The sequence below is a fragment of the Halomicronema sp. CCY15110 genome, from assembly GCF_016888165.1.
GTDB lineage: Bacteria > Cyanobacteriota > Cyanobacteriia > Phormidesmidales > Phormidesmidaceae > Halomicronema.
Genome location: NZ_JACSWC010000317.1, coordinates 19968 through 42536 on the forward strand (window position 1 = coordinate 19968; position 22569 = coordinate 42536).

Consider the following 22569-nt stretch of genomic DNA (forward strand, 5'->3'; position numbering starts at 1 on the left):
CATTAAGGAGCCACCACCATGCAACCCAAAACCGTAACCTACACCGCTTACTGCCAAGAATCCGACTGTGACGGCAGTTACCAGTACACGGAGCAGCGAGTTTGGACACTGGGTTATTGCAGCCCTGAAGTGATCTGGATTCTCTCAGCCCGTGAGCATTGCAATTGGGACATGATCCCAATCTCGACCCATTGCGACCTGGCCACCAAAGCTCCCGGCCCTGGCATCCAAACCGACCCCGACAGCCTTAAACGCATCGGCAAATTGCTGACCATGCACTAAACCCCAGGGCGATCGCGCCGCGACTCCGCAGGAGTATCGCCCCGATAAGCCGTGATCACCCCCAACACACCCCAGAACAGTTAGGAGTTACCGACCATGTTTAAGAAGGCGACGAAACACCAAGCCCGCTTGAGACTAGCTCTATGCGGCCCCAGTGGTAGCGGCAAGACATACAGCGCCCTCAATATTGCTCACCACTTAGGCAGCAGCATTGCTCTGGTTGACACCGAACACGGCAGCGCCAGCAAGTACGCTGATCGCTTTGATTTCGACGTGTGCGAGTTGACCGACTTCCACCCAAACCAATACATCGAAGCCATCCGCGAAGCAGGCAAGGCCGAGTATGAAGTGATTGTGATCGACAGCCTCAGTCATGCATGGTTTTGGGAACTGAACGAAACCAGCAACGCCAAGAATAGCTTTACCGCATGGGGCAAAGTTCGCCCCCTAGAACGCGCCTTGATCGACGCCATGTTGAGCAGTCCGGCCCATGTCATAGTCACCATGCGGACAAAGACCGAATGGGTTTTAGTGGATAGCCCCCGCAACGGCAAGCCGATGCCCGAAAGAGTTGGCACCGCACCCATTCAGGCATCCGGCATTGAGTATGAATTTGACATCGCTGGAGAGCTTGACCTCAACCACATGCTCACGATTTCCAAGAGCCGATGTCCCGCTCTGACCCGCACAACCCACGCTAACCCCGGTGAGAATTTAGCGGACACCATGCTGATGTGGTTGAGCGATGGAGCCCCGATGGAAGAAAGCGTAGAGAGTCGCGCTAATCGAGTCAAAGAAGCCCGTGAAGCGGTTGGTCTTGATCAAGAGTCTGTACGCAATTTAATCAAGGCTGAATTTCATGGGCGCACCAGTCCTCGACAGCTTTCCTCCCAAGACTGCGATTGCCTCATTGCACTGATTCAGCAAGCCACAGCTTAAACCGACCAGGTGGGGGCATCGATGCCCCCACCTGAGTACCAGCAGAGCACTAAAGAGGTAACTAGATGCTATCTTTAGCCTACTGTTTCACTACAGAAGCTATGACCCGGACGGCAGAGCAAGCCAAGGCACTGATTGACGCCATCGCCCAAGAAGCTCAAAAACAATGGGGAGAGGATTGGCTAGCCTCCCTGGTTTCTGCCTACTGCGAGATTGAAAGTGCCGAAACTGGCAAGCTAATCAAGCCCGTGCAGCGACGATCTCAGTTAGGTCGAACATTTGAGAGCGGCAACCCCACAACTGAAACCCTGATGCGATTAGTCCAGGCGGTTGGAGGTCAACTAGAGCTAGTGTTTATTCGCAGAGAAGTCAAACGATTTTAAAGGGCGGCAGCAGAACCGATTTAATCTACCTCACTCCTCATCAGTGTCCACCCGACCTCCTGCGACCCGTTGAGCCAGCAGCATCATGAGCCACGCTAATTCTTTATCGTCCATCGCTTCAATCCGCTCTTGCAAGCTGGCCTCAGTTTTGCGTCCATAAATTTCAGTCATTAATTCTTCTGGCAACTGCCCCCGAATCCTGGCGATCTTCTCCAAGCCGTCCAGGTCGGGGGCATTTTTGGCATTCTCCCAATTGTGAACTGTGGACTGAGACACCCCTAGCAATTCCGAAAAATCCCGCTGCGATCGCTTGCCTCTAGCCTCTTTGACCGCCTCGGCATATCGCTTCAATACAACCTCATCCATTTCAGAGAATCCTTCTGCAACTACCGAAAACACACCCAGGTCAATCAATTTTCGCAGCATAAACTAAAAATTTAAGCAATCAATCAATTGCGTAATATACTACTGATTGATTGATTGAAAGGAAACTATCAATGGATAAATTAAGCCGCAGTAAAAAGCCCCTCCGTCAGAACGTGACGATCCGGTTGCAGCCCGGCATCTGGGCTGCAACCAAGGTTTCGGCAGCCCAGGAGGGACGCCCCGCTAGTGACCTGGTCGAAGAAGCTCTAGCCGCGTATTTACAAAATCTGGCAGTCATTCCAGCAGCCTAAAAAAATCCCGTTCTGGCGGCAACCAGAGCGGGACGTTTCGTGCTTTACACACTTTCACCTTCCATCATGAAACACCTCAGAACCGACAGAGGCAGTAGGCGGATAGCAATACTGCTCAGGACGACGGCAATGCGATACCTGGCGCAGCAGCGAAGGAGGAGCCATGCCGAGAATTAACGCGCCCTTCTATGCGCTGACTTGGAAGCAGGCCCAGCGCGACTACCAGGACGGCATTCTTACCACCAGAGGGCTGATATTTACCTACTTCCGAACCAAGCTCAAACCCGGCTCAGGCTTGGCCGTAGACGTGGATAACCTGTGTCGGGAGTTGGGCGTACATCAGGCGACCTACTATCGCGCTATCGGAGCGCTACAGGCAGCAGGCAGGCTTGATCTCAACAAAGGCAAGATGGTCGTTGCCATCCCTGAAGTCCTTGCTCCACATGACGTTTCGCAGATGTGCGAATGGGAGTCGCAAGGTTGCGAAAATGACTCGCAGATGTGCGAATGGGAGTCGCAAAGTTGCGAAAATGACTCGCAGATGTGCGAATGGGAGTCGCAAAGTTGCGAAAATGAGGAGGGCTGTGGAAAATCCTCAGAAGCCTTGCAGGTTAACGCTTTTGACGCCTGGAATTGGGTCAAAGCCGATGTACCAAACAGATCAACAGATCTTTTAAAAGAACAAACAGATCTAACAGAGGATTGTTTTGTTCTCGGAATTGACAGGGAAGGTATTGGTACATCCAGGTTTGGCGTTGAAGCGGGGTCTGTTGTTTCTCCAGATCAAGCGCTGGAGCAGTTTTCAGGGTTTATCCAAGACTCAGGAGTCAGACCGAACAAAACCATTCAAGACACGTTAGCGGCGCTGATAGAACACAAAGGAGTTGCGGCGGCGGCGCGGCTGGTGGAAAACGCCCTCAGTGCCCTGGAAGAACAACGCGATCGCGGCAAAATTCGTAACCCCGGTGGCTTCCTGAGATCCGCACTACAGCGAGGTTTCACCAGTAATGAGGCGAAGCGCAAGGCCAAGGGCAGGCCCCCGGCGAAGCCCCCAGAGCCACCCGATTCCCTGAAGTTGGCCCAGGTCATTGACGCCTCTCTGTGGAATGGCGATCGCACCTACGCCCGAGAGCGGCTAAATGCTGAGTGGCATGCCGGATGGCATGACCTGATCGAGGAACTGGTCACGACTTTGCGCCCCGATTGGGGCTTTCAAGTCATCGACGGGGAGGTGGTGTAATGCCCATGCAGCGTCATCTTTACCCCCAGAACTGGAACGCCATCGCCTACCAGGTCAAACAAGAGGCCGAGTGGAAGTGTGAGAAGTGTGGCCGTGAGTGCCGCCGTTCTGGGGAGCCTGCTAGTGAGTTCACCGAGCGGATTGCCACCGGTCGGTTAAGTGAATGCCCGGTCGTCGCCGAGTTTCTGGAGAAACCCACCCGGTTTGTCCTCACCGTCGCCCACCTCGACCACCGACCCGAGAACTGCGAACGGTCGAACCTAAAAGCTTTGTGTGCCCCGTGCCACTGTCGCTATGACCTGAGCCAGATGGCTCGCAAGAAAGCCCTGAAGCTGGAGCGCGAAGGGCAGTTGAACCTATTTGGAGCCTGAGCAATGGCCATTTTTCTGAGTGAAGACGAAGCACAGCGCTTGAGAGAGCTGAACCCCCAGACCGCCGCTGACGTGATCGCCTGGGCCGAGCGGCTGCGCCTGGAGCTCGGACTGCTGGAAAACATCTTGGCCGGACACGCCACGGTCAAACGATTTGAGCAAGGAGAGCCAGTTTTGTCGCTCACCGAGGAAGGGATTACCCGCGTCGAACATGACCTATTACACAGAGTTCTCAGGGAGCCGTAAACCATGCAACCAGCAACTCGTAGGGTGCATTCGCGCAGCAATGCACCAACGCCAGATTCATCTTCAGAACCACGGCCCATGTCAATATCCCCCGCCGCACTGAAAACCGGCGACCGGGTGAAAGTCACACGCCCCCGTCAGCCGAATGATGATTTATTCGAGCAGACCTTAGAAGTCGCCAGAATCAATACTCAGGATGCTTTCAGTGCTTATTTAAACGACCCCGCCGCCGACTGGGAAGCCATCAAGGCCGGTGAAAAAGTCTGTCGGCCTACTCGCAGCCTGTATACCAACGAAGTGGAGTGGGTTGCTCATCCGTCGGCGTTCCGGCCCCGTGCTCCAGAGCTGAAGTTTCGACCGGGCGATCGCGTGATGGAAGATTCCAATAGTGACCACTGGCTTCCAGAACACCGCCTAGATTGCCTGGTCCGCCACGGCACCTTCATCGACTACCGACCGATGGCGGGATGTGGCGACCATCTGTACTGTCTGGTCACTTGGGACGATGAAGGCGAAGGGTACGCCCTAGAGTCAGCATTAACGCACTCTGCGATCGCTGACTCGCGCCCACCAGGCCCACCCATCTACAGGCAACCCGCCCTGCTGCCAGAAGTAGAGTCCTACGAGATTCACGCCTATGAGGTGGATGGTGCAGCGCCAGCGCCGCTACCCCCAAAACCGCCTTTCAAAGCGGGAGATCGTGTACAGACCGACTACACCAAGCACAACCGGAAAGCTAACCCACTGGGCCTATCTGGAGTCATTGAGGGGACAGTCGGCGTTATCCAGAAGGTGGAGCTGCACCATGACCAATACTTTGAATGCTGGGTCAAGTTTGAGGGCCAAGCATCAGAGATCGCGGTGTCCCCGCAGTTCCTGATCTTTGTTTGCCCCCTGCTGTCAGGGTTTAAAGCGGGCGACCGGGTTCAGTTTTCCGGCATCGCTGGCACCATCGAGGTCGATCAGTCCGGCGTCTGGATTCGTGAAGATGGCGCAGGTCGCATGTTACTGAATCGAGGCGCACTGAAGATCTTGAAAAAGTTACCCCCAGAGCATAAGGCCAGGAAACAGGCCCAGGCCAAAGGCAAACGCCGCCCCGCGTCTGGTTGGATTGAAACCCGTGAGGGCAATCAACAGCGCAAAACTCCCAGCATCAGCCACTACTACTGCTTTGAACAGCAAGGTAAGCGCACCCGCAAATACATCCCCGCCGCCAAGGTTGCCACCGTGCAGCAGCTCGTCAGCGATCGCCGCCCTATTGCCGAAATTTTGGAGGTACTATGACCGCACCGCAACCCCTGCTACAGCGTATTGCCACCCTGGAAGCGCAACTGGCGGCAATCCTCAAAATTACGGGCCTCTCGGTCGAAGATTGGGTCAGTCCCCACAAGGCCGAATCGTTGATCAGCCTGAGCCGACACCAGATCAAGCAACTGGTAGACCGGGCCGAAACTGCCAGGGCTACTGAGCAGCGCTGCACCCTGCAATTGGGGACGCACTATCGATTTGTGCCCCCCACCGGAAACCTACAAATCAACTGGCAGCGCTGGGAAGCCGTTCTAGCCATGCCACCTGAGCAATGGGAGGGTTTGGAGTAGGCTTAGTTTTGCAGCAGACGCGATCGCCTCCGAATTATGGCTTGAAACACCTGATGTGCCGTTCACCCAATTCTTATAAACCCTTGCTTTGTCTGGAGTGTGTTGGTCGCTCAAGCGGAACCATCCAATTGACTTGAATACCCCTGAAAACCAGGGCAAACAAGTTAATTCTGTATTGCAAAACCATTCAGTTTTGAGACTTCGGTTCTTGAGTCAATTCTTGTTGTAGCCAAACTCTCTAGTATGCAAAACACATTTCCACCAATTTTCCCTTGCGATGATGACTTGGTCGTTAATAGTTGATTTGAATATATCCAATATCGAATATCTAAAGTTGTTTTTGATATGTTCAAAACTCAATCCCTTTAGCTCAATATTTCCTCCATGACCCGTATTTATGTACGTTCCCCAACGCCCAAGCAGCATTTGATCGCCATAGGCAGAGCCAACATACATTTTCCCATTAGAAGAGTCGGTTATCAGGTAAACACCTTTTTGATTTTTTAAGGCTGTCTTCCAACCTTCCTTGGTGAGCACTCTGCTCATCTCTTCCCAGGAAATATTGACGTGGTCGTATCCGGGAAAGATATCGTTATCGAAGATATCTGGCAAGATTTGTACTACTTCACACTCATCGATTACGGACTTAGCTAGTCTGATCATCGTTTGCGATTTATTCTTAAACTTTACGATCAATCGACCAAAGTATTTTTCAAACTCTGAGAGCGCTTCATACTCGTAACCAACTGCATTGAGCTTATTGAGGTCTTTCGTGATTCGTCCAACATGGAAGAGTAGCCACAAATTATCTTTGCCGAGCCTTATAAAGCCCACTGTCACCTGTCCTTCTTTAAAGGATTTTTTTCTTTGATAATTCCAATATTGCCCTGACAATAAAATGTCAGTATTTCCATCCTTAAATATTTCGATAGGGTTCCAATTACCCTCAAACATCAGATTAAAACGGATCTTCACATTGTCAAGGTTGCCTAAGTTCAAAATGTCATTAAGGAATATTTTACTTTGTTCTTTTTTCATGTGTCTCTATGAGATAGATTCGGTTTGACAAGCAATTCGACAAAACCGAGCCAAGTAAGGTTACTGGCCGCCCTTCACAACTCGCTCCCAGACCTCCTGATATTCTCGCTCCGACATGGCCCCGTGGTAGGTCTGAGTGTGGACGCTGACCGAATGCCCCATCCACTTGGCCGCGATCGCCACTGGCACCCCCACCCGTGCCAACCGAATCGCATAGGCATGGCGCAACGCATAGGGAATATGGGGCACATCCCAGCGCTTAAACGCCTTGCTGGTGCGCTCTCCCAAGCGTTTGTTGGGCGTCCCCTCCCTGGCCGTGGGCGCATGCACATCCCAGAGCCGAAACGCCTCGACCCATTCCGCCTTGCAGGGATACACGACCCTGCGGCCCGTCTTGCCCCGCAGCACCACCAGCACATCGTCACCGCCCAATCGTGAGCAATCCAGGTGATACACCTCATGGGGCCGGATGCCGTAGGTTGCGCTAACCCCATACACCCACTGCACCATCGGGCTGGCAATTTGCTCCCAGGTTTGCTCGATTAGCTCGTCAGTGGGCAACTCATTCGGGTCAAACGCCTCGGGCCTGTAGTTGCCCGCCAACCCCGTCCAATCAATTTCCAAACCAGCGTAGCGCCCCAACTCCTTCAGACACCTCACACAGGCTTTCCGTGCCCTAGAATTCGGTGTCGTGCCCTGTCTACAGGCTTCCGTTAGCAATGCGGCTGTAATGGGCTGCTGACAGTCAATCAACCGCGTGTAGGGTTCGTAGTCGTTGCGGATAGTCGTATCCTTCACCGTTTCCCCCTTCCACGCCAGAAACGCCTCGACCCACTCATGAGCCGTTTTAGGTTTTCTGGACTCACCACCACTGGACTTCCCCCAATCCGCCCAGTCAAATCGCTCAAACAGCAAATCGCTTTCAAGCTTAGCTGCCTTGGCCTGAGCAATTTTCAGCCCCGCCGCTGTCACTTTGCAGCCCGTAGCAATCCACTGCTGCCGCACTTTGCCAGTAGTTTTATCAGGTAGCCGAGCCCGTAGACTATAACTACCACCCCGCCGCCAGATCGAAACCTTCGTGTAAGCGGCTGACTCTCGTTCTAGTAGCTGGTCACCTGGACTCAATTTGGACTCAAAAATCTAACGACTATCACAATATTCGCAGCAAATAGTGTAAATAGCGAACGCTAGAACAACGGAGAGGGTGGGATTCGAACCCACGGTCCTTTTGGGACATCCGATTTCAAGTCGGACGCATTCGACCACTCTGCCACCTCTCCAGGCTTTGCTATTGTAAAACATCCTTTTCCACAATGAGATGCTTGCTGCGATCAATTTACGTCGCCACTGCTCCCCAGAAGTACTGACACAGCGATTAAGTTTGGCGTTTGTTCAGCGCTTTCATCAGGTCCTGACGTTCGGTGGCGGTGAGGCCAAACAATAAAAATCGAGCTTGTTTCACCAATAGGGCCACGGTTAAGCCCAAGCAGAGTCCTAGCCCGATCGCGGCGAGACGGTTAAACGCGAGGCCATATCGCAACGCTGCCCAGGTAAAGTAGTCAGCGAGTTGCTGCCAGGTGCCACGCAGACTCCAGACACTCATCGCCCCCACTGAGGCCCATAAGGCTAGAGTGATTAGCCACCAACGCTTGAGCCAGCGGCGGCGCAGCGCCAGCATTTGATCAAGGTTCTGTGATGCGGGGTCAATCGACACGATTCAGCTTCAGAGGTTTTCTTCGGCGGGTTGTGGCGGTTCCGTAAGCCCCACGATCGCTTTCCCCGATTTCACTCGCCACCAAGCGAGGAGGGTACTGGCGACAAAAATACTGGAGTAAGCACCGGCCAAGAAGCCTGCAATCAAGGCCAGAGCAAAGAATTTGAGCGTTTCACCGCCAAACAGGACGATCGCGATCAACGGCAAAATGGTCGTCAAAGTGGTGTTGATCGAGCGAGTCAAGGTTTGATTGACGCCATCATCGACGAGGTCGTTGATATGACGTTCGGGGTGCAACTTGATATTTTCGCGAATGCGATCGTAAATGACGACGGTATCGTTCACCGAGAAACCGACAATCGTGAGCAAAGCGACGATAAATAGACTGTTGACCTCAACTTTAAGCAACAGCCCGAGCCAAGCAAATAGCCCCATGGCGATGATCACGTCGTGCAACAACGCCACAATTGCCAGCAGCGCATAGTCTAATTGGAAACGCAAACTCAGATAAATGACAATGCCCGCAAACGAGACGATGAGCGCCAATAAGCCAGACGCAAATAGCTGCTGACCCACCAGCGGCCCCACCGAATCGATCTGCACCGAGCGGTTGTCGAGGGGGCCAATCTCGTCGTCTAAAGCCGTGCGGAGGGTGGCTTCTTCATCCACATTGAGGTTGCGGGTCCGAATCGAAACACTTTGCCCTTCGGTGCCCGTAACCTGAATCACCCCGGTTTCTAAGCCCTGGTCAGCCAGGAGCGATCGCACATCTGCCGAATCAATGGGGGCGCTACAATCAGCCGCACCACAATCACGGCTGACTTGGATCCGGGTACCCCCGACAAAATCCAGGCCAGGCCGCAGCGGCGCGCCAAACTGTTGCCAGCTAATAATCATGCCGATCAGGCTAGCCGCCAGAAAAATGCCAGAAATCAACCACCAAAATGATCGCTGTCGAATAACGTCTAACTTCATGGCTTCGCAGGTGCAGTGGACAGGCCGGGACAAAAGAGGGCAGGTTTGCGGAATTGGGGCAGGCTCAAGGAAAAGAGCAGCAGTGTGCGGCTGCACGTCACCGCGGTAAACAGACTAATCACCACGCCAATCGCCAACGTGAGGGCAAAGCCTTTCACTAAACCAGCGCCAAACCAAAATAGGGCAGCGCAGGCAATCAGTGTGGTGACGCTACTATCGAGAATGCTGGAAAACGCGCGGTAAAAGCCTGATTCCACTGAACGATAGAGGGTTTTGCCGCTGCGCAACTCTTCGCGGGTGCGCTCAAAAATCAGGACATTCGCATCGACGGCCATGCCAATACTGAGGATGAAACCCGCAATCCCCGGCAAAGTCAACGTCACGCCAAAGACGTTGAAAGCGGCCAAGGTCAGCAGGGCATAAACGACCAGCGCCATGTCTGCCAGCACACCGGGCAGGCGATAGTAAACCGCCATAAAGATCAACACCAGCACGAGGCCGACAATGGCAGCGTACAGACTGCGGCGAATACTATCTTGACCTAAGGTGGGGCCGACGGTGCGAGTTTCCACCACGGCGACGGGTAGCGGCAGCGCCCCACCGCGCAGTTGAATGGCTAAATCGCTGGCGGAATCCGCATTAAAGTTGCCCGAAACCACGGCACTGCCGCCGGTAATGCCCGTCTCGGCATATTGCACATCAACACTGGGGGCACTGATCAGGCGATCGTCAAGAAAAATGCCAATACTGCGTCCCGTACCGGCGATATCGCGACTGATTTCGGCAAACCGATTCGCGCCAGCAGAATCGAACTGAATGACGACTTCCCACTGATTGCCACTCTGACGCGGTCTAGCAAAGGCATCCGTCAAGGCTTGGCCGGTCAAATCGGCAGGCGCAAAGAGGTCGCGAATGGCGCGATTGCTGTCTTGAATGGCTTGCTGAACGGACTGAATCTGCTGCTGAATCTCGTCTTCAGTGGCGGCAGTGCCCGGTTCACCCGTGGCTGACTCTAGCAGGGTTTGTGAACCCGTATTAGCCGCTTCTTGCAGCGCCAGCAGTTCCAGCTGATGTTGCTGCAAAATCTGGTTTTCAATCTGGAACTGCTGTTCCGTGCCTGAGCTCTGGGGGCGAAACTCGAGCTGGGCAGTCTCGCCTAACACCCGCTGGGCCTGTTCGGGATCGCTGACCCCTGGCAACTGCACTAGCAGCTGATTCTGCCCTAATTGCTGGACTGAGGTTTCGGATACGCCCAACTCGTTCACCCGGTCAGAAATGACTCGCTGTACCGCTTCCATATCCTGCTCGGTGATGGTCGGCACTTTATCGGTGGTTTCGACCTGGAGGGTTAACTGAGTGCCGCCCCGCAGGTCTAACCCGAGTCGAGTGGGAATGGTGCTAATCACGAAGATTGCGCCAATGACCAAACCTAAAATCATTGCCAGCAGCAACCGTTGTCTGCCCATGGTGTCCTTAAATTTGCAGTGCCATCATTTTCTCAACCGCTTCCTCAATTTGGCGAGGTTGCACGATTGTCAGACTCTCTAGTTTACCGTTGTACGGGGTCGGAATGTCTTGGGAAGACAGCCGCAGCACCGGGGCGTCCAGTTCGTCAAAGAAGCGATCGCTAATCGACGCCACAATTTCCGCGCCAATCCCCCCCGTCTTCATACATTCTTCGACCACGATGACCCGGTGGGTTTTCTTAATCGACGCCCCAATGGTGTCGAAGTCTATCGGCTTCAGCGAAATCAGGTCGATGATTTCTGGATCAAAGCCTTTTTGTTCCAGCTTTTTCGCCGCTTGAGTGACGTGGTGCCGCATCCGAGAATAGGTCAGAATTGTCACATCCTTGCCGGGACGGACAATTTCGGCCTGATCCAGCGGGACCAGGTATTCGTGATCGGGCAGGTTTTCTTTCAAGTTGTAGAGCAGCACATGCTCAAAAAAGAGGACAGGGTTATTATCCCGAATCGCTGATTTGAGCAAGCCTTTGGCATTGTAGGGGGTGGAACAGGCCACGATTTTGAGTCCAGGAACGGCTTGGAAATAGGCTTCCAAGCGCTGAGAGTGTTCAGCGCCGAGCTGCCGACCGACGCCACCGGGGCCGCGAATGACCATGGGGATTTTGTAATTGCCGCCGGAGGTATAGCGCAGCATTCCCGCGTTGTTGGCAATTTGGTTAAACGCTAGCAGCAAGAATCCCATGTTCATGCCTTCGATGATGGGCCGCAAGCCCGTCATCGCTGCGCCAACCGCCATGCCCGTAAAGCTGTTTTCAGCGATGGGGGTGTCGAGAACGCGGAACTCGCCATATTTTTCGTACAGCCCTTTGGTGACTTTGTAAGAGCCGCCGTAAACGCCAACATCTTCACCGAGAACGAACACCGTATCGTCGCGGTCCATTTCTTCGTCAACGGCTTCGCGCAGGGCATTGAATAGGAGTGTTTCTGCCATAGGATTGTGATTTGGAAAATTAGAGGTCGAGGGGATGAAAACTGCTGGGTGGGGCGATCGCACTTGGCCGGGAGCGGTGGCGTTATCGCCTAATTCTCCGCAAAGATGTAGCGTCGGAGTTCGCTGGGATCCGGTTCCGGACTTTGCTCGGCAAAGGTCACGGCGTCATCCACGACCTGTTGAATGCGATCGCGGATGGCCTTCAGCTCTTCGGCCTTCACCAAATCTTGTCCCAACAGGTATGTTTCAAACCGCTTGAGCGGATCCCGAGACAGCCATTCCTCCTTCTCTTCTTTGGAACGCAGTTCGTCGGGGTCAGCCAGAGAATGACCCCGGAAGCGATACGTCAAGCACTCAATCAAGGTCGGTCCTTCGCCCGCGCGGGCGCGGCTGATCGCCGTTTTTGCCGCATCTCGCACCGCCAACACATCCATGCCATCGACTTCCACACCCGGCATCCCAAAGACACTGGCTTTCTTATAAATTTCCGTTTGAGAACTCGCCCGCTCATGGGCCATGCCGATCGCCCACTTATTGTTCTCCACCACAAAGATGATGGGCAAGTTCCACAACGCCGCCATGTTGAGGCATTCAAAGAACTGGCCGTTGTTGCTAGTGCCATCCCCAAAGAAACAAGCCGACACCTGGTCAGCGTTAGGGTCACCTAAGGCCACCCGGCGATAGTGCGCTTGATAGGCCGCCCCCAAAGCCACCGGAATCCCTTCGCCAATAAAGGCAAAGCCACCCAGCAGGTTGTGTTCCTCAGAAAACAGGTGCATAGAGCCGCCGCGCCCCTTGCTACACCCAGTCTCTTTGCCAAATAACTCAGCCATGACATTATTCGCCGGCACACCAGCACTCAGGGCATGAACGTGATCGCGGTAGGTGCTACAAACATAGTCATCCGATCGCAAGGACGTAATCACCCCAGACGAAACCGCTTCTTGCCCGTTGTAGAGATGGACAAAGCCGAACATGCGACCCCGATAGTACATTTCGGCGCATTTATCTTCAAAATAACGACCGAGCACCATGTCCTCGTAGACTGTGAGCCCTTCTTCGCGGGTCACAAGGGCATCGGCAGCATCAAATACAGGTAGGGTCCGTTCCTGGGCCATGAGCTTGACGTATCCTTACGGCAGTTCCAACTTTACACAATAAACAAAATCGGTCAGTAGTTGGTCATCGTCTATGGACTGACGCTACTGGCAGGCAAGATTTCACCAGGGAAAGGAGGGCGATCGCCCATCCTTGATAAGCTCAACAATTCTATACCGATCGACACCGACATCCTTCCCTAGATTGGTGATGAGTGCTTGAGAATAGAAAAATTAGCGGCCTTAAATTATAGATTGGACTGTTAAGAACTCAATAACCGACCTATCATGAGGGACGTTTATTTCGAGCCGGTGGCCAGCCGATAACTTTATACTCAGGGCATTCACTGCGGGCACAGCGGGCAGTCGCCGATAGCACGTCGGAAAAGACGCGATGAATTGACGGTAAGCGGGCATATAACAAGATGACAGTGCGAATTCCACTGGATTACTACCGAATACTGGGCTTACCGATACAGGCCACCCCAGAACAACTGAAACAGGCCCATCGCGATCGCACGCTGCAATTGCCCCGGCGGGAATATTCGGAAATTGCGATCGAGTCGCGCAAGTCCCTAATTGACGAAGCCTATCGCTCGCTGGCGGATGAAGAGCAGCGCCAGAGCTACGACGCCCAATTTTTGGCTCGGACCTACACCCCAGGGGCGTTAGACGCCTTTAAATCGGCTCAGGGTGAGGGCGAGGCCGCTGAGTTTAATCCTCAAGTCGGCGAGGAAACGCTGCGATCGCTGGCGGCGGATAATACCCCCACCCCGACCCCTGAGCCCTACACACCCACCGTTGAAATTAGCAACGACCAATTCGTGGGGGCGCTGCTGATCCTGCTCGAGTTGGGCGAATACGAACAGGCCATTCGACTGGGGCGGCCCTTTATGAGCAATGGCAGTGACACCTTGGTCGATGGGCGCTACGGCGATCCGGCCCGGGTCAAAGGCGATGTGGTGCTGTCCCTCGCCCTGGCCTGCTTAGAGCTGGGACGTGAGCAGTGGCAGCAAAATCAGTATGAAAACGCTGCCGAATCGCTGGATACGGGGCTGACACTACTGGTGCAAGAAGATAACTTTCCCGCCATTCAGGCTGAATTGCGCTCCGATTTGGATAAGTTGCGGCCTTATCGGGTTTTGGAATTGGTGGCAAGACCGTTAGAGCAGACTGCTGAACGTCGCCAAGGCTTTCAACTGTTGAAGGCGATGCTGCAAGACCGGGGCGGCATTGATGGAGCGGGGGACGATCGCTCCGGCCTCTCCACCGATGATTTTCTCCGCTTTATTCAGCAACTGCGCGGCTACCTGACTGCCGCTGAGCAGCAAGAAATTTTTGAAAAAGAAGCCCGCCGACCTTCAGCAGTGGCGACCTATTTAGCGGTATATGCCCTACTGGCGCGCGGCTTCTCCTTTCATCAGCCTGCGCTAGTGCGTCGCGCCAAACAGCTTTTGCAACAGGTCGGCACCCGGCAAGACGTGCATTTAGAACAGGCCGTGTGCGCTTTGCTGCTGGGCCAAGCCGAGGAGGCCGGTCATGCCCTCGAACGCAGTCAAGAATATGAACCCCTGGCCTTTATCCGTGAGCATTCTCAAGGCGCACCTGATTTACTGCCGGGACTTTGCCTCTATGCAGAACGTTGGCTGCGAGAAGAGGTGTTCACCCACTTTCGAGATTTGACCGACCAGCAAACCGCCCTGAAAGATTACTTTGCCGATGCGCAAGTGCAGTCGTTTTTAGAGACGATGCCCGTCGCGCCAGCGTCACCGCCGTCTACCCCCGCCCCCTTTTACACCAGTGAGCGTCCCGATCTGTCGCTGGCTGCCAATGCGGCCTTACCCCAGTCGGCCTTTGCGGCGACCGCCATGTCGGGGGCAGGGGCAGCCCCCGAGGCGACGACCGATGCCACCTTGGCCCAAGGGCTCACCTTTGTGGATGAAAAACTAGCCACAGCGGGCGCAGCGGCAACGCTGGGGACGAGCGGGGAGACTGATTTAAGTGTCGCTGAGCGGGTTTCTCAACTGTCTCCAGACGGGCAATTGCAAAGTCCCCAGTCACCCCCCCGCTCGACCGGGGCATCCAGCAATGGCTATCGGCCATCGGCTCAGGTGGTGTCTCCCACTCCGGCCCCATCGCCCCGATCAGCGCCGCCCAATCCATCCCCACCGTCGCGATCGCCTCGTTGGGGTCGCCTGGCGGTGGTGGTCATTGTCGGACTCCTGGCGATGGGCACTCTGGGCATGGTGACGGTACGAGCGCTTGCCTGGATTGGCGGCTTATTCTCCGGCCCCAGAATCCAGCAACCCGCCCTCAACATCAGTTTGTCGACCCCCCCGATTAGCTTGCCAGAGGCGGCCCCGCCGGAAGCCACCATTGGCGTCACCGATATTGCGGAACGCACCATCACCAGTTGGTTAGAGGCCAAGCGCCTCGCCATGGGGCCAGAGCACAACACCGCCGTGCTAGAAACGGTATTGGTCGATCCCGTCCTCTCCCAGTGGCAAAATCGGGCGGCGGGCGGCGAACGCGACAACTGGTATTACACTTTTGAGCACTCGGTCAACGTCATCAGCGTCGAGCCCGATGATCCGACCGCTGAAGCCATTACTGTCGAGGCCGAAGTCAATGAAGTCGCGGAGTTCTTTGAATTGGGAGCCCGTAATGACGCCCTGTCCTACGATACGAATCTCACCATGCGGTACGAACTCGTGCGCGAGGGCGACGACTGGTACGTGCAGGATATGGTGCAGGTGGGCGAATAGTCACGGCGGCACTTATTCGCGATCGCTGCGTCTATGGTCAGGGCTCAACTACGGGATGAAGTTTCGCGATCGCTCCCCAACAAGAGTGGTACATTCGACCATTTTGCGGTATGTTGAGCGCTTGTGTGTCAAAGCTAAGACGGTGATCCCGCTAATCAGCGGGCGTCATTTATTCGCTTGATCACGGGTATTGTAATGTTGCCGACCTACTGAACTTTGAGGATATGCAAGTCGACAGCCCGCTGGCGTCATCGTCGCCCTCGATTCTAGAAACCCTAGCCACGCCCAGCCTCCCGTCGCAGGACTGTCCCCGCCGGGTTCGGACTGATTTAGATTTGCTGATTTTGGCGATCGAAGCCCTCGATGTCGCCGGGTCAGAAGCCCTCCTCAAAGTTTCTGAGCAGCTCGGCTTACAGCCCGTCATTCCAGGGCGGGTGAAACTCTGGCTCATCCGGGGTACGAATCCGATGCGACGCCAAAGCCAGCGTGACCCGCTATCTATCGACCAAGCCAAAGCCCTGACCCTGGTGATTTGTTACCTGGCAAAGCGATTGACCGTACTCATTCGCCAACTTTTACTGGGCTACCAGCAGTTGCAAGATCAAAATCTCGCCCTCGAACATCACTTCCGTCTAGCGGAATATTTACAGCGATTTCGGAGTCTGTTTCGGGCGCGGATGAACCCGAAACGGGCCGGCGTAATTGCCTACGACACCGATGAAAAGCTGGATGAATTAGCCATTGTGCTACTCACCCGACTACTGTTTTGTACTGGCACTCAAGGGCCGCAGCGCCTGTGGAATAGTCTGTTTGATGGAGAAGTCGTATGACGGCACAGCGTCAATACATTTTGCCGAACTGCAATTTGATTGTGGAAGGTCTGGTGACTGGGGAAGAGTCCGACCCCACATCCCCCCTCACTGTGGTGCTGAACTCGGAATGTTCCTTTCCGGGGACATCTGATCGCCTCAGCGGGGGACGAGAATTTTTGAATGCGCTGGTCAAAACCGTCAGTGACTATGCCCAATCTTTGCTCAGTGGCGTGCCCTACCCGCTCGCTACGGCCCCCACTGCCGACCAGCCCGTCGTCCTCCAACCAACGGACGATCATCGCCATCAGTTAGTCGCGACGTTGACTGACAACACCGGGGCTGAAACTCAGCAAACAATCGCCCTTAATGCAGTCCAGCTTTTTGACCTGGTGGAAGCCGTTGATCAGCTCTTGACCGACACTTTCACCTTGCCTGACATGGCCTTGCAAGTCGCGCCCCTCCATCGCCGCCATGCCCGCCCAGCCGAACCGGCGGCGCAGCGGTTGATTCCCGCTGCGGTGGGGGTCTCGACGTTGGCAGTGGCGTCGATGTTGCTCTTTATGCTGCCCGTGCCCGAGTTTGAGCCCCAGCGTAGCGATCGCGAAGAGCAATCCGAACTGGTCGACCCAGACTCAGCCAGTGTGCCCGAAAGGGGTGCCGCCGCGCCCGGCTCTGATGATGCCGACGGCGCGACTGCCGATCCGGCTGGTGAGACGACGACGACCGATGCCGAAACCGCGACTGATGCGGACACCGAAGCAACCGCCCAGCCTGACGAACTCGCCGGTAGTGAAGAGATAGCCAATCCCGTGGCGGCGGGGATTGCCTTGGGACGACTCGCGACAGCACCCGCGATCGCTGACGACGATCTGCTCACCGACCTCGAAGCGGAAGTCACAAACACCCTCGAAGCGGCCTTGGAAGAGCTAGCGGACGACGGCGGCTTAGCCTTTGATGAGGCGCTAATCTATCGCATCGCCGTGTCTACGGACGGCGACATTCTGGGTTACAAATACGAAAATGACGCCGCTCTAGAAAATATTGACCGTACGCCGCTACCCCAGCTGACCTTCATCCCTATTGATGTTGAGCAGGCGATCGATGAGCCCGTCGCCCAATTTCGCCTGACTTTACAACCCGACGGCATGGTGGAACTGGAACCCGTCGAGGCGACCGATCCGGAGTAAATCGGCGGGGCTTAGGCATGAAGATTCCATCAGTTGGAACCGCCGTCTTGGCTATCCACTGGCAGGTACAGCGTTGCTTTGGCCAAAATTGGTATGTCGCCCTGATCCCTGAGTTCACCGTAGGGTCGCTTAATTGGTCGCTCAGCGAGCTGATTTAGACAGCAGCCAAGCAGAGACCCCGCCGCCAATGAATCCAAATAAATGTCCTTCCCAAGAGACGCCAGGTTGAGTGGGCAAGACTCCCCAGAGAAAGCTGCCGTAAAAAATAATCACCAGTAGGGAGGCGGTGACGGAAAAGGCACTGCGATCGAAATAACCGCGCAGCAGCAAGTAGCCAAAATAGCCAAACACCACGCCGCTAGCCCCGATGTGGATAGAGTTAGGCGCACCCACTAACCAGGTGCCCAGGCCACTCGCCAGAGCTGATAAGCCCGTCACGACCCAAAAATCTTCGGCTTGGCCCAGCATCACCAACCCTCCCAGGATAATGATGGGAAAGGTATTTGCTAAGAGATGGCCAAAATCACCATGCAAAAAGGGAGCCCACAAAATGCCCTGTAGCTCATCTAATTGGCGCGGGTAAATTCCATTCAGAATCAGCCGACCGTCAAATAGCCCCACATTTACCAGTTGAATGCCCCACAGCAAGACAACAATCGTGACTAAGTTCCATACAGGGTTGTAAGGCGATCGCGGAAGCAATTGCGGTGGCGGTGATGGCATAACCTTGAGAATCAGGGGTGAACAGGCGATTGGGTGTCGTTAGCAGAGCCGTCGGGGGAGCCGATGACTGGGGTCAATATCAGGTTGACTTATGTCAATAGTTTTTGACGGACAACCCAGAGCGCCTTAGAAGTTTAAAGTAACCATGTTTGATGCTGGAAGGCACCCACCTCTCAGCATACTAAGTTCAGCCTGTCCGTGATTATTACTGAATTGCTAGCGGTATTGTCGGTTTCAGCCGCAGCGGGTTTGCGCATTGCCTTACCGCTGTTACTGATTGGCCTGCTGTCCGACGAGCTGTGGTCGCACATGCCGGGGTTATCGCAACTTCCCCCGACGGTTGTGGTCGGGGCGCTGGTGAGTTGGGCCCTGGCAGAACTGATCTTTTCGACCCAGCCGTTGATGCAGCGGTTGGTTCGTAGTGTGGGGTTGTTACTCAGTCCTATCGTGGGCGCGATCGCGGGTATTGCCGTGGCACGGACTTTCCAGATTGCCGATGCCCTGGTGATCGTTTTAGGCCTGCTTGGTGGGCTATTAGCCCTGGTCATTCACCTGGTGCAAGTAGGCTGGATCTATCGCCTCAAGCGTCCCAAAGTGTGGGTCATTTTTGCCGAAGATTTTCTCTGCGTCTGCTTAGTCTTGTTTGCGTTTGATGCGCCCGAACAAGGGGGCCTCATCGCTCTATTGCTGCTTTGGCTCGCCCTGAGAACCTCACAAACCTGGCGACAGTGGTACCTGAAGCAACCCAACCCAGGCGATCGCCCGCCCAAACGACTGAGACGCGAACCTGATTAACCTGACAAGGGAATTTCTGATGACTGGGCTGGCAATGAGCAGAGCCGCAATTCTCAGAGTCGCAGGGCGGCGACCCCATCGCTCACAGTGGGCTGTCGTCAAAATTTTTCTGAATATTTTTTAATGCAAACGCTGCAGTCGACTCGCTAGCATGCTAATTAACAGTCTGATAGTCAAGATCACCGATGTCCTGACCACGCCCCCAAGGACGTTCTCATCATGTTTAAACCCTCGTTTCTCTGTCCACTGGCCATTTGCAGCCGTTTCATGATTGTGCTGGCCCTTTGGGCGCTGTTTTTAGTCGGGGCCAACGATATCCGGCGGGCCGCCGATGGCCAACAAGCGCTATACGAAGACATTAAACGCTTAGCCGTTTACAGTTTGGTGTTCAACCGCGAACCCTAGGCTGCGGCCACCATGTCCCGCTTAGGGATCGGCGAGAACATAACATCCCGGTTGAGGTCAGTGCATGGGTAGCTGGGTAGCTGGGTGAATGAGGGTTGGGACTGCCCCTTCTTCGGCATGGGTACGGTGTAGGCTGAGCGTATCTCTGACTAGTTGTCCAGCAGACGAGGAGCATTCCCCGCAATGCCAGCGGCTTAGGCCTCATCCTCGCCACGGTGCTCAGCGGTGGGGGCATGGTCGTTAGGGGAGCCGTCAATAACTAATGTACGCAGGCGGTTGAGCGCGGCGGCGAGTTCTAGCGCCCGGAAACCGACAAATTCGCCACTTAGGCGATCGCTTAAGCAATCCAAGCCATGGGTCGCAATGTCGCCGAGCACCCGATCTAGTGCGGCCGTCAGCGATCGCTGACCATCAAAATAGTATTGCTGGGCGTACACCATGGCAGCGGCGATCGCCTTCAGTTGCCCAGGTTCGACCAGCTGTTCAACGGCTGAGAGATCAATTTCATGGAGGCCGAGCCTAATTTCATCCGTAGTGCGAGTTTTCAGATTCACCGCGCGTTTGCCTTTGCGCGCATCGATGCTGTCAGGCGCCACGACTCGCAGCGAAATGTCGCCAAAGGTCGCTCCCCCCTCAGCTTGGCGATTATTTTGATCCGCCCTGGCGATCGCCCGCGCCTGCGCCGTCACCTCCTCAGGACGGTAATTATCCAGAGCGATCACGGTATCCGCCACATCAAAATAATCACCACTGCCCCCCATCACCAAAATGGTGGAAACCCCATGATCGGTGTACAACTGGCGCACTTTATCCACAAAGGGGGTGATGGGTTCTTGGGCCTTCGTGATCAATTCCTGCATCCGGCGATCGCGAATCATAAAATTGGTCGCCGAGGTATCTTCATCAATCAACAGCACGGCGGCTCCGGCCTCAACTGCCTCGATGATGCTAGCCGCCTGCGACGTGCTGCCACTGGCGTCTTGAGTCGAAAATTGTACGGTCGATCGCCCCTGCGGCAAGTGATTGATAAAGGGTGAAATATTCACCCCGACGACGCTGCGGCCATCCTCAGCGCGCACCTTCATCGCCGCCGCATCCGTCACGACCCGCTCCCGACCATCACCGGGAATGTGATTATAAACGCCCGCCTCGATCGCCCGCAGCAGGGTCGATTTGCCATGATAACCACCCCCCACAATCAACGTCACCCCTTGGGGAATGCCCAGGCCAGTCACCATTGCACCATCCGGCAAGCGCAAACTTGTCTGCAACGAAGGGGGTGACTGAAAGGGAACGGCATCTTGGCGTAACGGTCGATCATCCACTCCGCTCTGGCGAGGCAGCACCGCCCCATCGGCAATAAACGCCACCAGACAGCGATCGCGTAACTGATGGCGCAAATAGTCGGCGGCCTCGGCACAGTCGCAGTGGGCTTGCAGTGCGGCGGCATCCAGTTGGGCATAAAACAGCGTTTGGTCAATCAACTCTGGCAACTGCTCACACAACAGGATGGCCGCCTGTCGCCCCGCAATCCGCCGCCCAAACGCAGGCAACCCCACCGCCAAGCGCAGTTCCACCATCTGCTCAGAAATGTGCGCCGCACTGCGCGGCAAAATCGCCTGAGAGGGCCGCACAATCTCAATCAACCCACTTTTGCCAGAGCCCGTAGCCCGCCCCACTGTCTGAATCTGCCGATCAAATTGGCGGATGAGGTAATCTTCCAGCGCGATGCGACGCGGCGAGGAATCATATAGCGAACTGGGAAACTGCGCGATCGCCTGCGGCACCTCAACTCGTACCCGACTTGGTGCCGCAAACGGATCGCCCTGCACATAGTCAATATGCAGCGTGAAATCAGCTAGCGAATGGCTGCCCCGTAAGGACTTGTAGGCTTTATAGCTTTGCCCATCCAGGGCGTGCAAGAGATCGCGTAAATGGTTGACTGACATGAAATTTGCAAGCACAAGCAACTTAAAAGTGGCACCCCTGATCAAAATCACACCTTCGTGGGATGTCAATCACCCAGTTGTCGGACGAAGATCAATCAAAGAATTTAGTCGTATCACTGGAATTTGCCAACTTTCCGTTGATATTAATACTGCACCCACAAACTATCGCGCCAATGTTCTCTGTATCGCCTTTATCTGCCCAAGTCCAAACAGTCTCCAAACAGCTCCGAATCGCGCCATTTCGGCGTCCTCTGGCGGCGGCACTGGGTTGTAGCTTAATTGTCGGTTCGCTCATGGCGACCATGGGGACAGCGATCGCTAATCCCGCCCCAGCTCCTTTAGCAGACGGTGTCTATGTGTTTGGCGAAAGCCCCACAGCACATCAACCCGGCACAACTTATATGGTGATGCAGGTTTCTGGACATGACATCAACGGCGGATTTTATCAGCCCGCCTCTTCATTTGACTGCTTTTATGGTGAAACAAACAGTACAAACATGACCCTCACGGTCATCGACAGCTACGCGCAGACGAAACATCCTTTAGCGATGACCCTCGAAACTGCAACTACAGTTGCCTCAGAAAATGCCACCGCTAGCCAATGGGTGCCAACGGGCTTTCATCGTCTTGCCGATGTAACCGCGACGGATCGACAAGTCCTTCAAACTTGCACCAACCTTTAGCAGTCTACGGAGAGACGCCACACATCTCTGTATTTTATGAATTAATGAACGGAGCACTACGGCTTTGGTGGTAGTGCTCCGTTTTGTATTACGACACTGGCAAGAAGATTGGAACATCTGCCTCCCAGAGGTCAAGTTTGGCTCTTGCCCGTAAATGACTTGTGTAAGCGATTGCGCTCGATGTACCAAGCGGTGGTTTCGCACGCTAAGGTGCCACGGTCAGGAATGCGTCG

The 22569-nt window shown here is 54.8% G+C and carries 25 protein-coding genes and 1 tRNA gene; 15 read left to right on the plus strand and 11 right to left on the minus strand.

The window, feature by feature from the left end; translation table 11 throughout:
• Positions 1–18: 18 nt before the first annotated feature.
• From JUK32_RS14445 to JUK32_RS14455, 3 genes are all read left to right on the plus strand, one after another.
• Complete coding sequence (locus JUK32_RS14445; protein WP_204139566.1) at positions 19–282, plus strand: hypothetical protein; 264 nt, start codon at positions 19–21, stop codon at positions 280–282.
• Between the two features lie 96 nt (positions 283–378).
• Positions 379–1221: an ATP-binding protein gene (locus tag JUK32_RS14450; RefSeq protein WP_204139567.1), complete on the plus strand. Its 843-nt coding sequence runs from the start codon at positions 379–381 to the stop codon at positions 1219–1221.
• 101 nt (positions 1222–1322) lie between these two features.
• Positions 1323–1604 carry a hypothetical protein gene (locus tag JUK32_RS14455; RefSeq protein ID WP_204139568.1) on the plus strand — a complete coding sequence of 94 codons (282 nt, stop codon included), beginning with the start codon at positions 1323–1325 and terminating at the stop codon, positions 1602–1604.
• 30 nt (positions 1605–1634) lie between these two features.
• Here the strand turns inward: JUK32_RS14455 and JUK32_RS14460 are convergent, their stop codons facing one another.
• Positions 1635–2030 carry a helix-turn-helix domain-containing protein gene (locus tag JUK32_RS14460; RefSeq protein ID WP_204139569.1) on the minus strand — a complete coding sequence of 132 codons (396 nt, stop codon included), beginning with the start codon at positions 2028–2030 and terminating at the stop codon, positions 1635–1637.
• A gap of 71 nt (positions 2031–2101) precedes the next feature.
• On the opposite strand from JUK32_RS14460, the gene JUK32_RS14465 reads away from it, so the two are divergent.
• From JUK32_RS14465 to JUK32_RS14490, 6 genes are all read left to right on the plus strand, one after another.
• Positions 2102–2281, plus strand: coding sequence for a hypothetical protein (locus JUK32_RS14465; protein ID WP_204139570.1), 180 nt, complete (start codon positions 2102–2104; stop codon positions 2279–2281).
• 163 nt (positions 2282–2444) lie between these two features.
• The gene (locus tag JUK32_RS14470) at positions 2445–3521 is read left to right on the plus strand and encodes a hypothetical protein (protein WP_204139571.1); all 1077 of its coding nucleotides are present in this window, start codon (positions 2445–2447) and stop codon (positions 3519–3521) included.
• The gene (locus JUK32_RS14475) at positions 3521–3892 is read left to right on the plus strand and encodes an HNH endonuclease (protein WP_204139572.1); all 372 of its coding nucleotides are present in this window, start codon (positions 3521–3523) and stop codon (positions 3890–3892) included. The genes JUK32_RS14470 and JUK32_RS14475 overlap by 1 nt, the downstream gene beginning before the upstream one ends.
• 3 nt (positions 3893–3895) lie before the next feature.
• The gene (locus JUK32_RS14480) at positions 3896–4138 is read left to right on the plus strand and encodes a hypothetical protein (protein ID WP_204139573.1); all 243 of its coding nucleotides are present in this window, start codon (positions 3896–3898) and stop codon (positions 4136–4138) included.
• A 78-nt stretch (positions 4139–4216) separates the two neighbouring features.
• Entirely contained in the window at positions 4217–5422 is a 1206-nt protein-coding gene (locus tag JUK32_RS14485) for a hypothetical protein (protein ID WP_204139574.1), read from the plus strand.
• Positions 5419–5736 (plus strand): hypothetical protein, encoded by a 318-nt coding sequence (locus JUK32_RS14490; protein ID WP_204139575.1) that lies wholly within the window; start codon positions 5419–5421, stop codon positions 5734–5736. The genes JUK32_RS14485 and JUK32_RS14490 overlap by 4 nt, the downstream gene beginning before the upstream one ends.
• Positions 5737–5949: 213 nt before the next feature.
• Here JUK32_RS14490 and JUK32_RS14495 read toward each other — a convergent pair whose 3' ends face one another.
• The 8 genes from JUK32_RS14495 to pdhA form a co-directional block, all read right to left on the minus strand.
• Positions 5950–6774 (minus strand): GIY-YIG nuclease family protein, encoded by an 825-nt coding sequence (locus JUK32_RS14495; protein WP_204139576.1) that lies wholly within the window; start codon positions 6772–6774, stop codon positions 5950–5952.
• Between the two features lie 60 nt (positions 6775–6834).
• A complete protein-coding gene (locus JUK32_RS14500) occupies positions 6835–7899 on the minus strand; it encodes a tyrosine-type recombinase/integrase (protein ID WP_204139577.1) in 1065 nt (354 codons plus the stop codon).
• Positions 7900–7970: 71 nt separating this feature from the next.
• A tRNA-Ser gene (locus JUK32_RS14505) sits at positions 7971–8054 on the minus strand.
• Positions 8055–8149: 95 nt separating this feature from the next.
• Positions 8150–8488, minus strand: coding sequence for a hypothetical protein (locus tag JUK32_RS14510; RefSeq protein WP_305037841.1), 339 nt, complete (start codon positions 8486–8488; stop codon positions 8150–8152).
• A gap of 9 nt (positions 8489–8497) precedes the next feature.
• Positions 8498–9463 (minus strand): protein translocase subunit SecF, encoded by a 966-nt coding sequence (gene secF, locus JUK32_RS14515; RefSeq protein WP_204139578.1) that lies wholly within the window; start codon positions 9461–9463, stop codon positions 8498–8500.
• Positions 9460–10929 carry a protein translocase subunit SecD gene (secD, locus tag JUK32_RS14520; protein ID WP_204139579.1) on the minus strand — a complete coding sequence of 490 codons (1470 nt, stop codon included), beginning with the start codon at positions 10927–10929 and terminating at the stop codon, positions 9460–9462. Before secD ends, secF begins: the two co-directional genes overlap by 4 nt.
• Before the next feature lie 7 nt (positions 10930–10936).
• The gene (locus JUK32_RS14525; protein ID WP_204139580.1) at positions 10937–11920 is read right to left on the minus strand and encodes an alpha-ketoacid dehydrogenase subunit beta; all 984 of its coding nucleotides are present in this window, start codon (positions 11918–11920) and stop codon (positions 10937–10939) included.
• An 89-nt stretch (positions 11921–12009) separates the two neighbouring features.
• Positions 12010–13038: a pyruvate dehydrogenase (acetyl-transferring) E1 component subunit alpha gene (gene pdhA / locus JUK32_RS14530; protein ID WP_204139581.1), complete on the minus strand. Its 1029-nt coding sequence runs from the start codon at positions 13036–13038 to the stop codon at positions 12010–12012.
• 404 nt (positions 13039–13442) lie between these two features.
• Between pdhA and JUK32_RS14535 the strand changes: the two genes are divergently transcribed.
• The 3 genes from JUK32_RS14535 to JUK32_RS14545 all read left to right on the plus strand — a co-directional run bounded on the left by JUK32_RS14535 (position 13443) and on the right by JUK32_RS14545 (position 17781).
• A complete protein-coding gene (locus JUK32_RS14535) occupies positions 13443–15782 on the plus strand; it encodes an IMS domain-containing protein (protein WP_239112669.1) in 2340 nt (779 codons plus the stop codon).
• Positions 15783–16006: 224 nt separating this feature from the next.
• Entirely contained in the window at positions 16007–16612 is a 606-nt protein-coding gene (locus JUK32_RS14540; protein ID WP_204139582.1) for a DUF3038 domain-containing protein, read from the plus strand.
• The gene (locus JUK32_RS14545) at positions 16609–17781 is read left to right on the plus strand and encodes a DUF4335 domain-containing protein (protein WP_204139583.1); all 1173 of its coding nucleotides are present in this window, start codon (positions 16609–16611) and stop codon (positions 17779–17781) included. Before JUK32_RS14540 ends, JUK32_RS14545 begins: the two co-directional genes overlap by 4 nt.
• A 141-nt stretch (positions 17782–17922) precedes the next feature.
• Here the strand turns inward: JUK32_RS14545 and JUK32_RS14550 are convergent, their stop codons facing one another.
• Positions 17923–18504, minus strand: coding sequence for a rhomboid family intramembrane serine protease (locus JUK32_RS14550; protein ID WP_204139584.1), 582 nt, complete (start codon positions 18502–18504; stop codon positions 17923–17925).
• A gap of 204 nt (positions 18505–18708) precedes the next feature.
• Between JUK32_RS14550 and JUK32_RS14555 the strand changes: the two genes are divergently transcribed.
• Both JUK32_RS14555 and JUK32_RS14560 read left to right on the plus strand, forming a co-directional pair.
• Positions 18709–19299 carry a DUF4126 domain-containing protein gene (locus JUK32_RS14555; protein WP_375541571.1) on the plus strand — a complete coding sequence of 197 codons (591 nt, stop codon included), beginning with the start codon at positions 18709–18711 and terminating at the stop codon, positions 19297–19299.
• Positions 19300–19518: 219 nt separating this feature from the next.
• Complete coding sequence (locus JUK32_RS14560; RefSeq protein ID WP_204139585.1) at positions 19519–19704, plus strand: hypothetical protein; 186 nt, start codon at positions 19519–19521, stop codon at positions 19702–19704.
• A gap of 194 nt (positions 19705–19898) precedes the next feature.
• Here the strand turns inward: JUK32_RS14560 and JUK32_RS14565 are convergent, their stop codons facing one another.
• Positions 19899–21653 (minus strand): ABC-ATPase domain-containing protein, encoded by a 1755-nt coding sequence (locus JUK32_RS14565; RefSeq protein WP_204139586.1) that lies wholly within the window; start codon positions 21651–21653, stop codon positions 19899–19901.
• A gap of 62 nt (positions 21654–21715) precedes the next feature.
• On the opposite strand from JUK32_RS14565, the gene JUK32_RS14570 reads away from it, so the two are divergent.
• A complete protein-coding gene (locus tag JUK32_RS14570) occupies positions 21716–22336 on the plus strand; it encodes a hypothetical protein (protein WP_204139587.1) in 621 nt (206 codons plus the stop codon).
• Positions 22337–22569 lie beyond the last annotated feature (233 nt).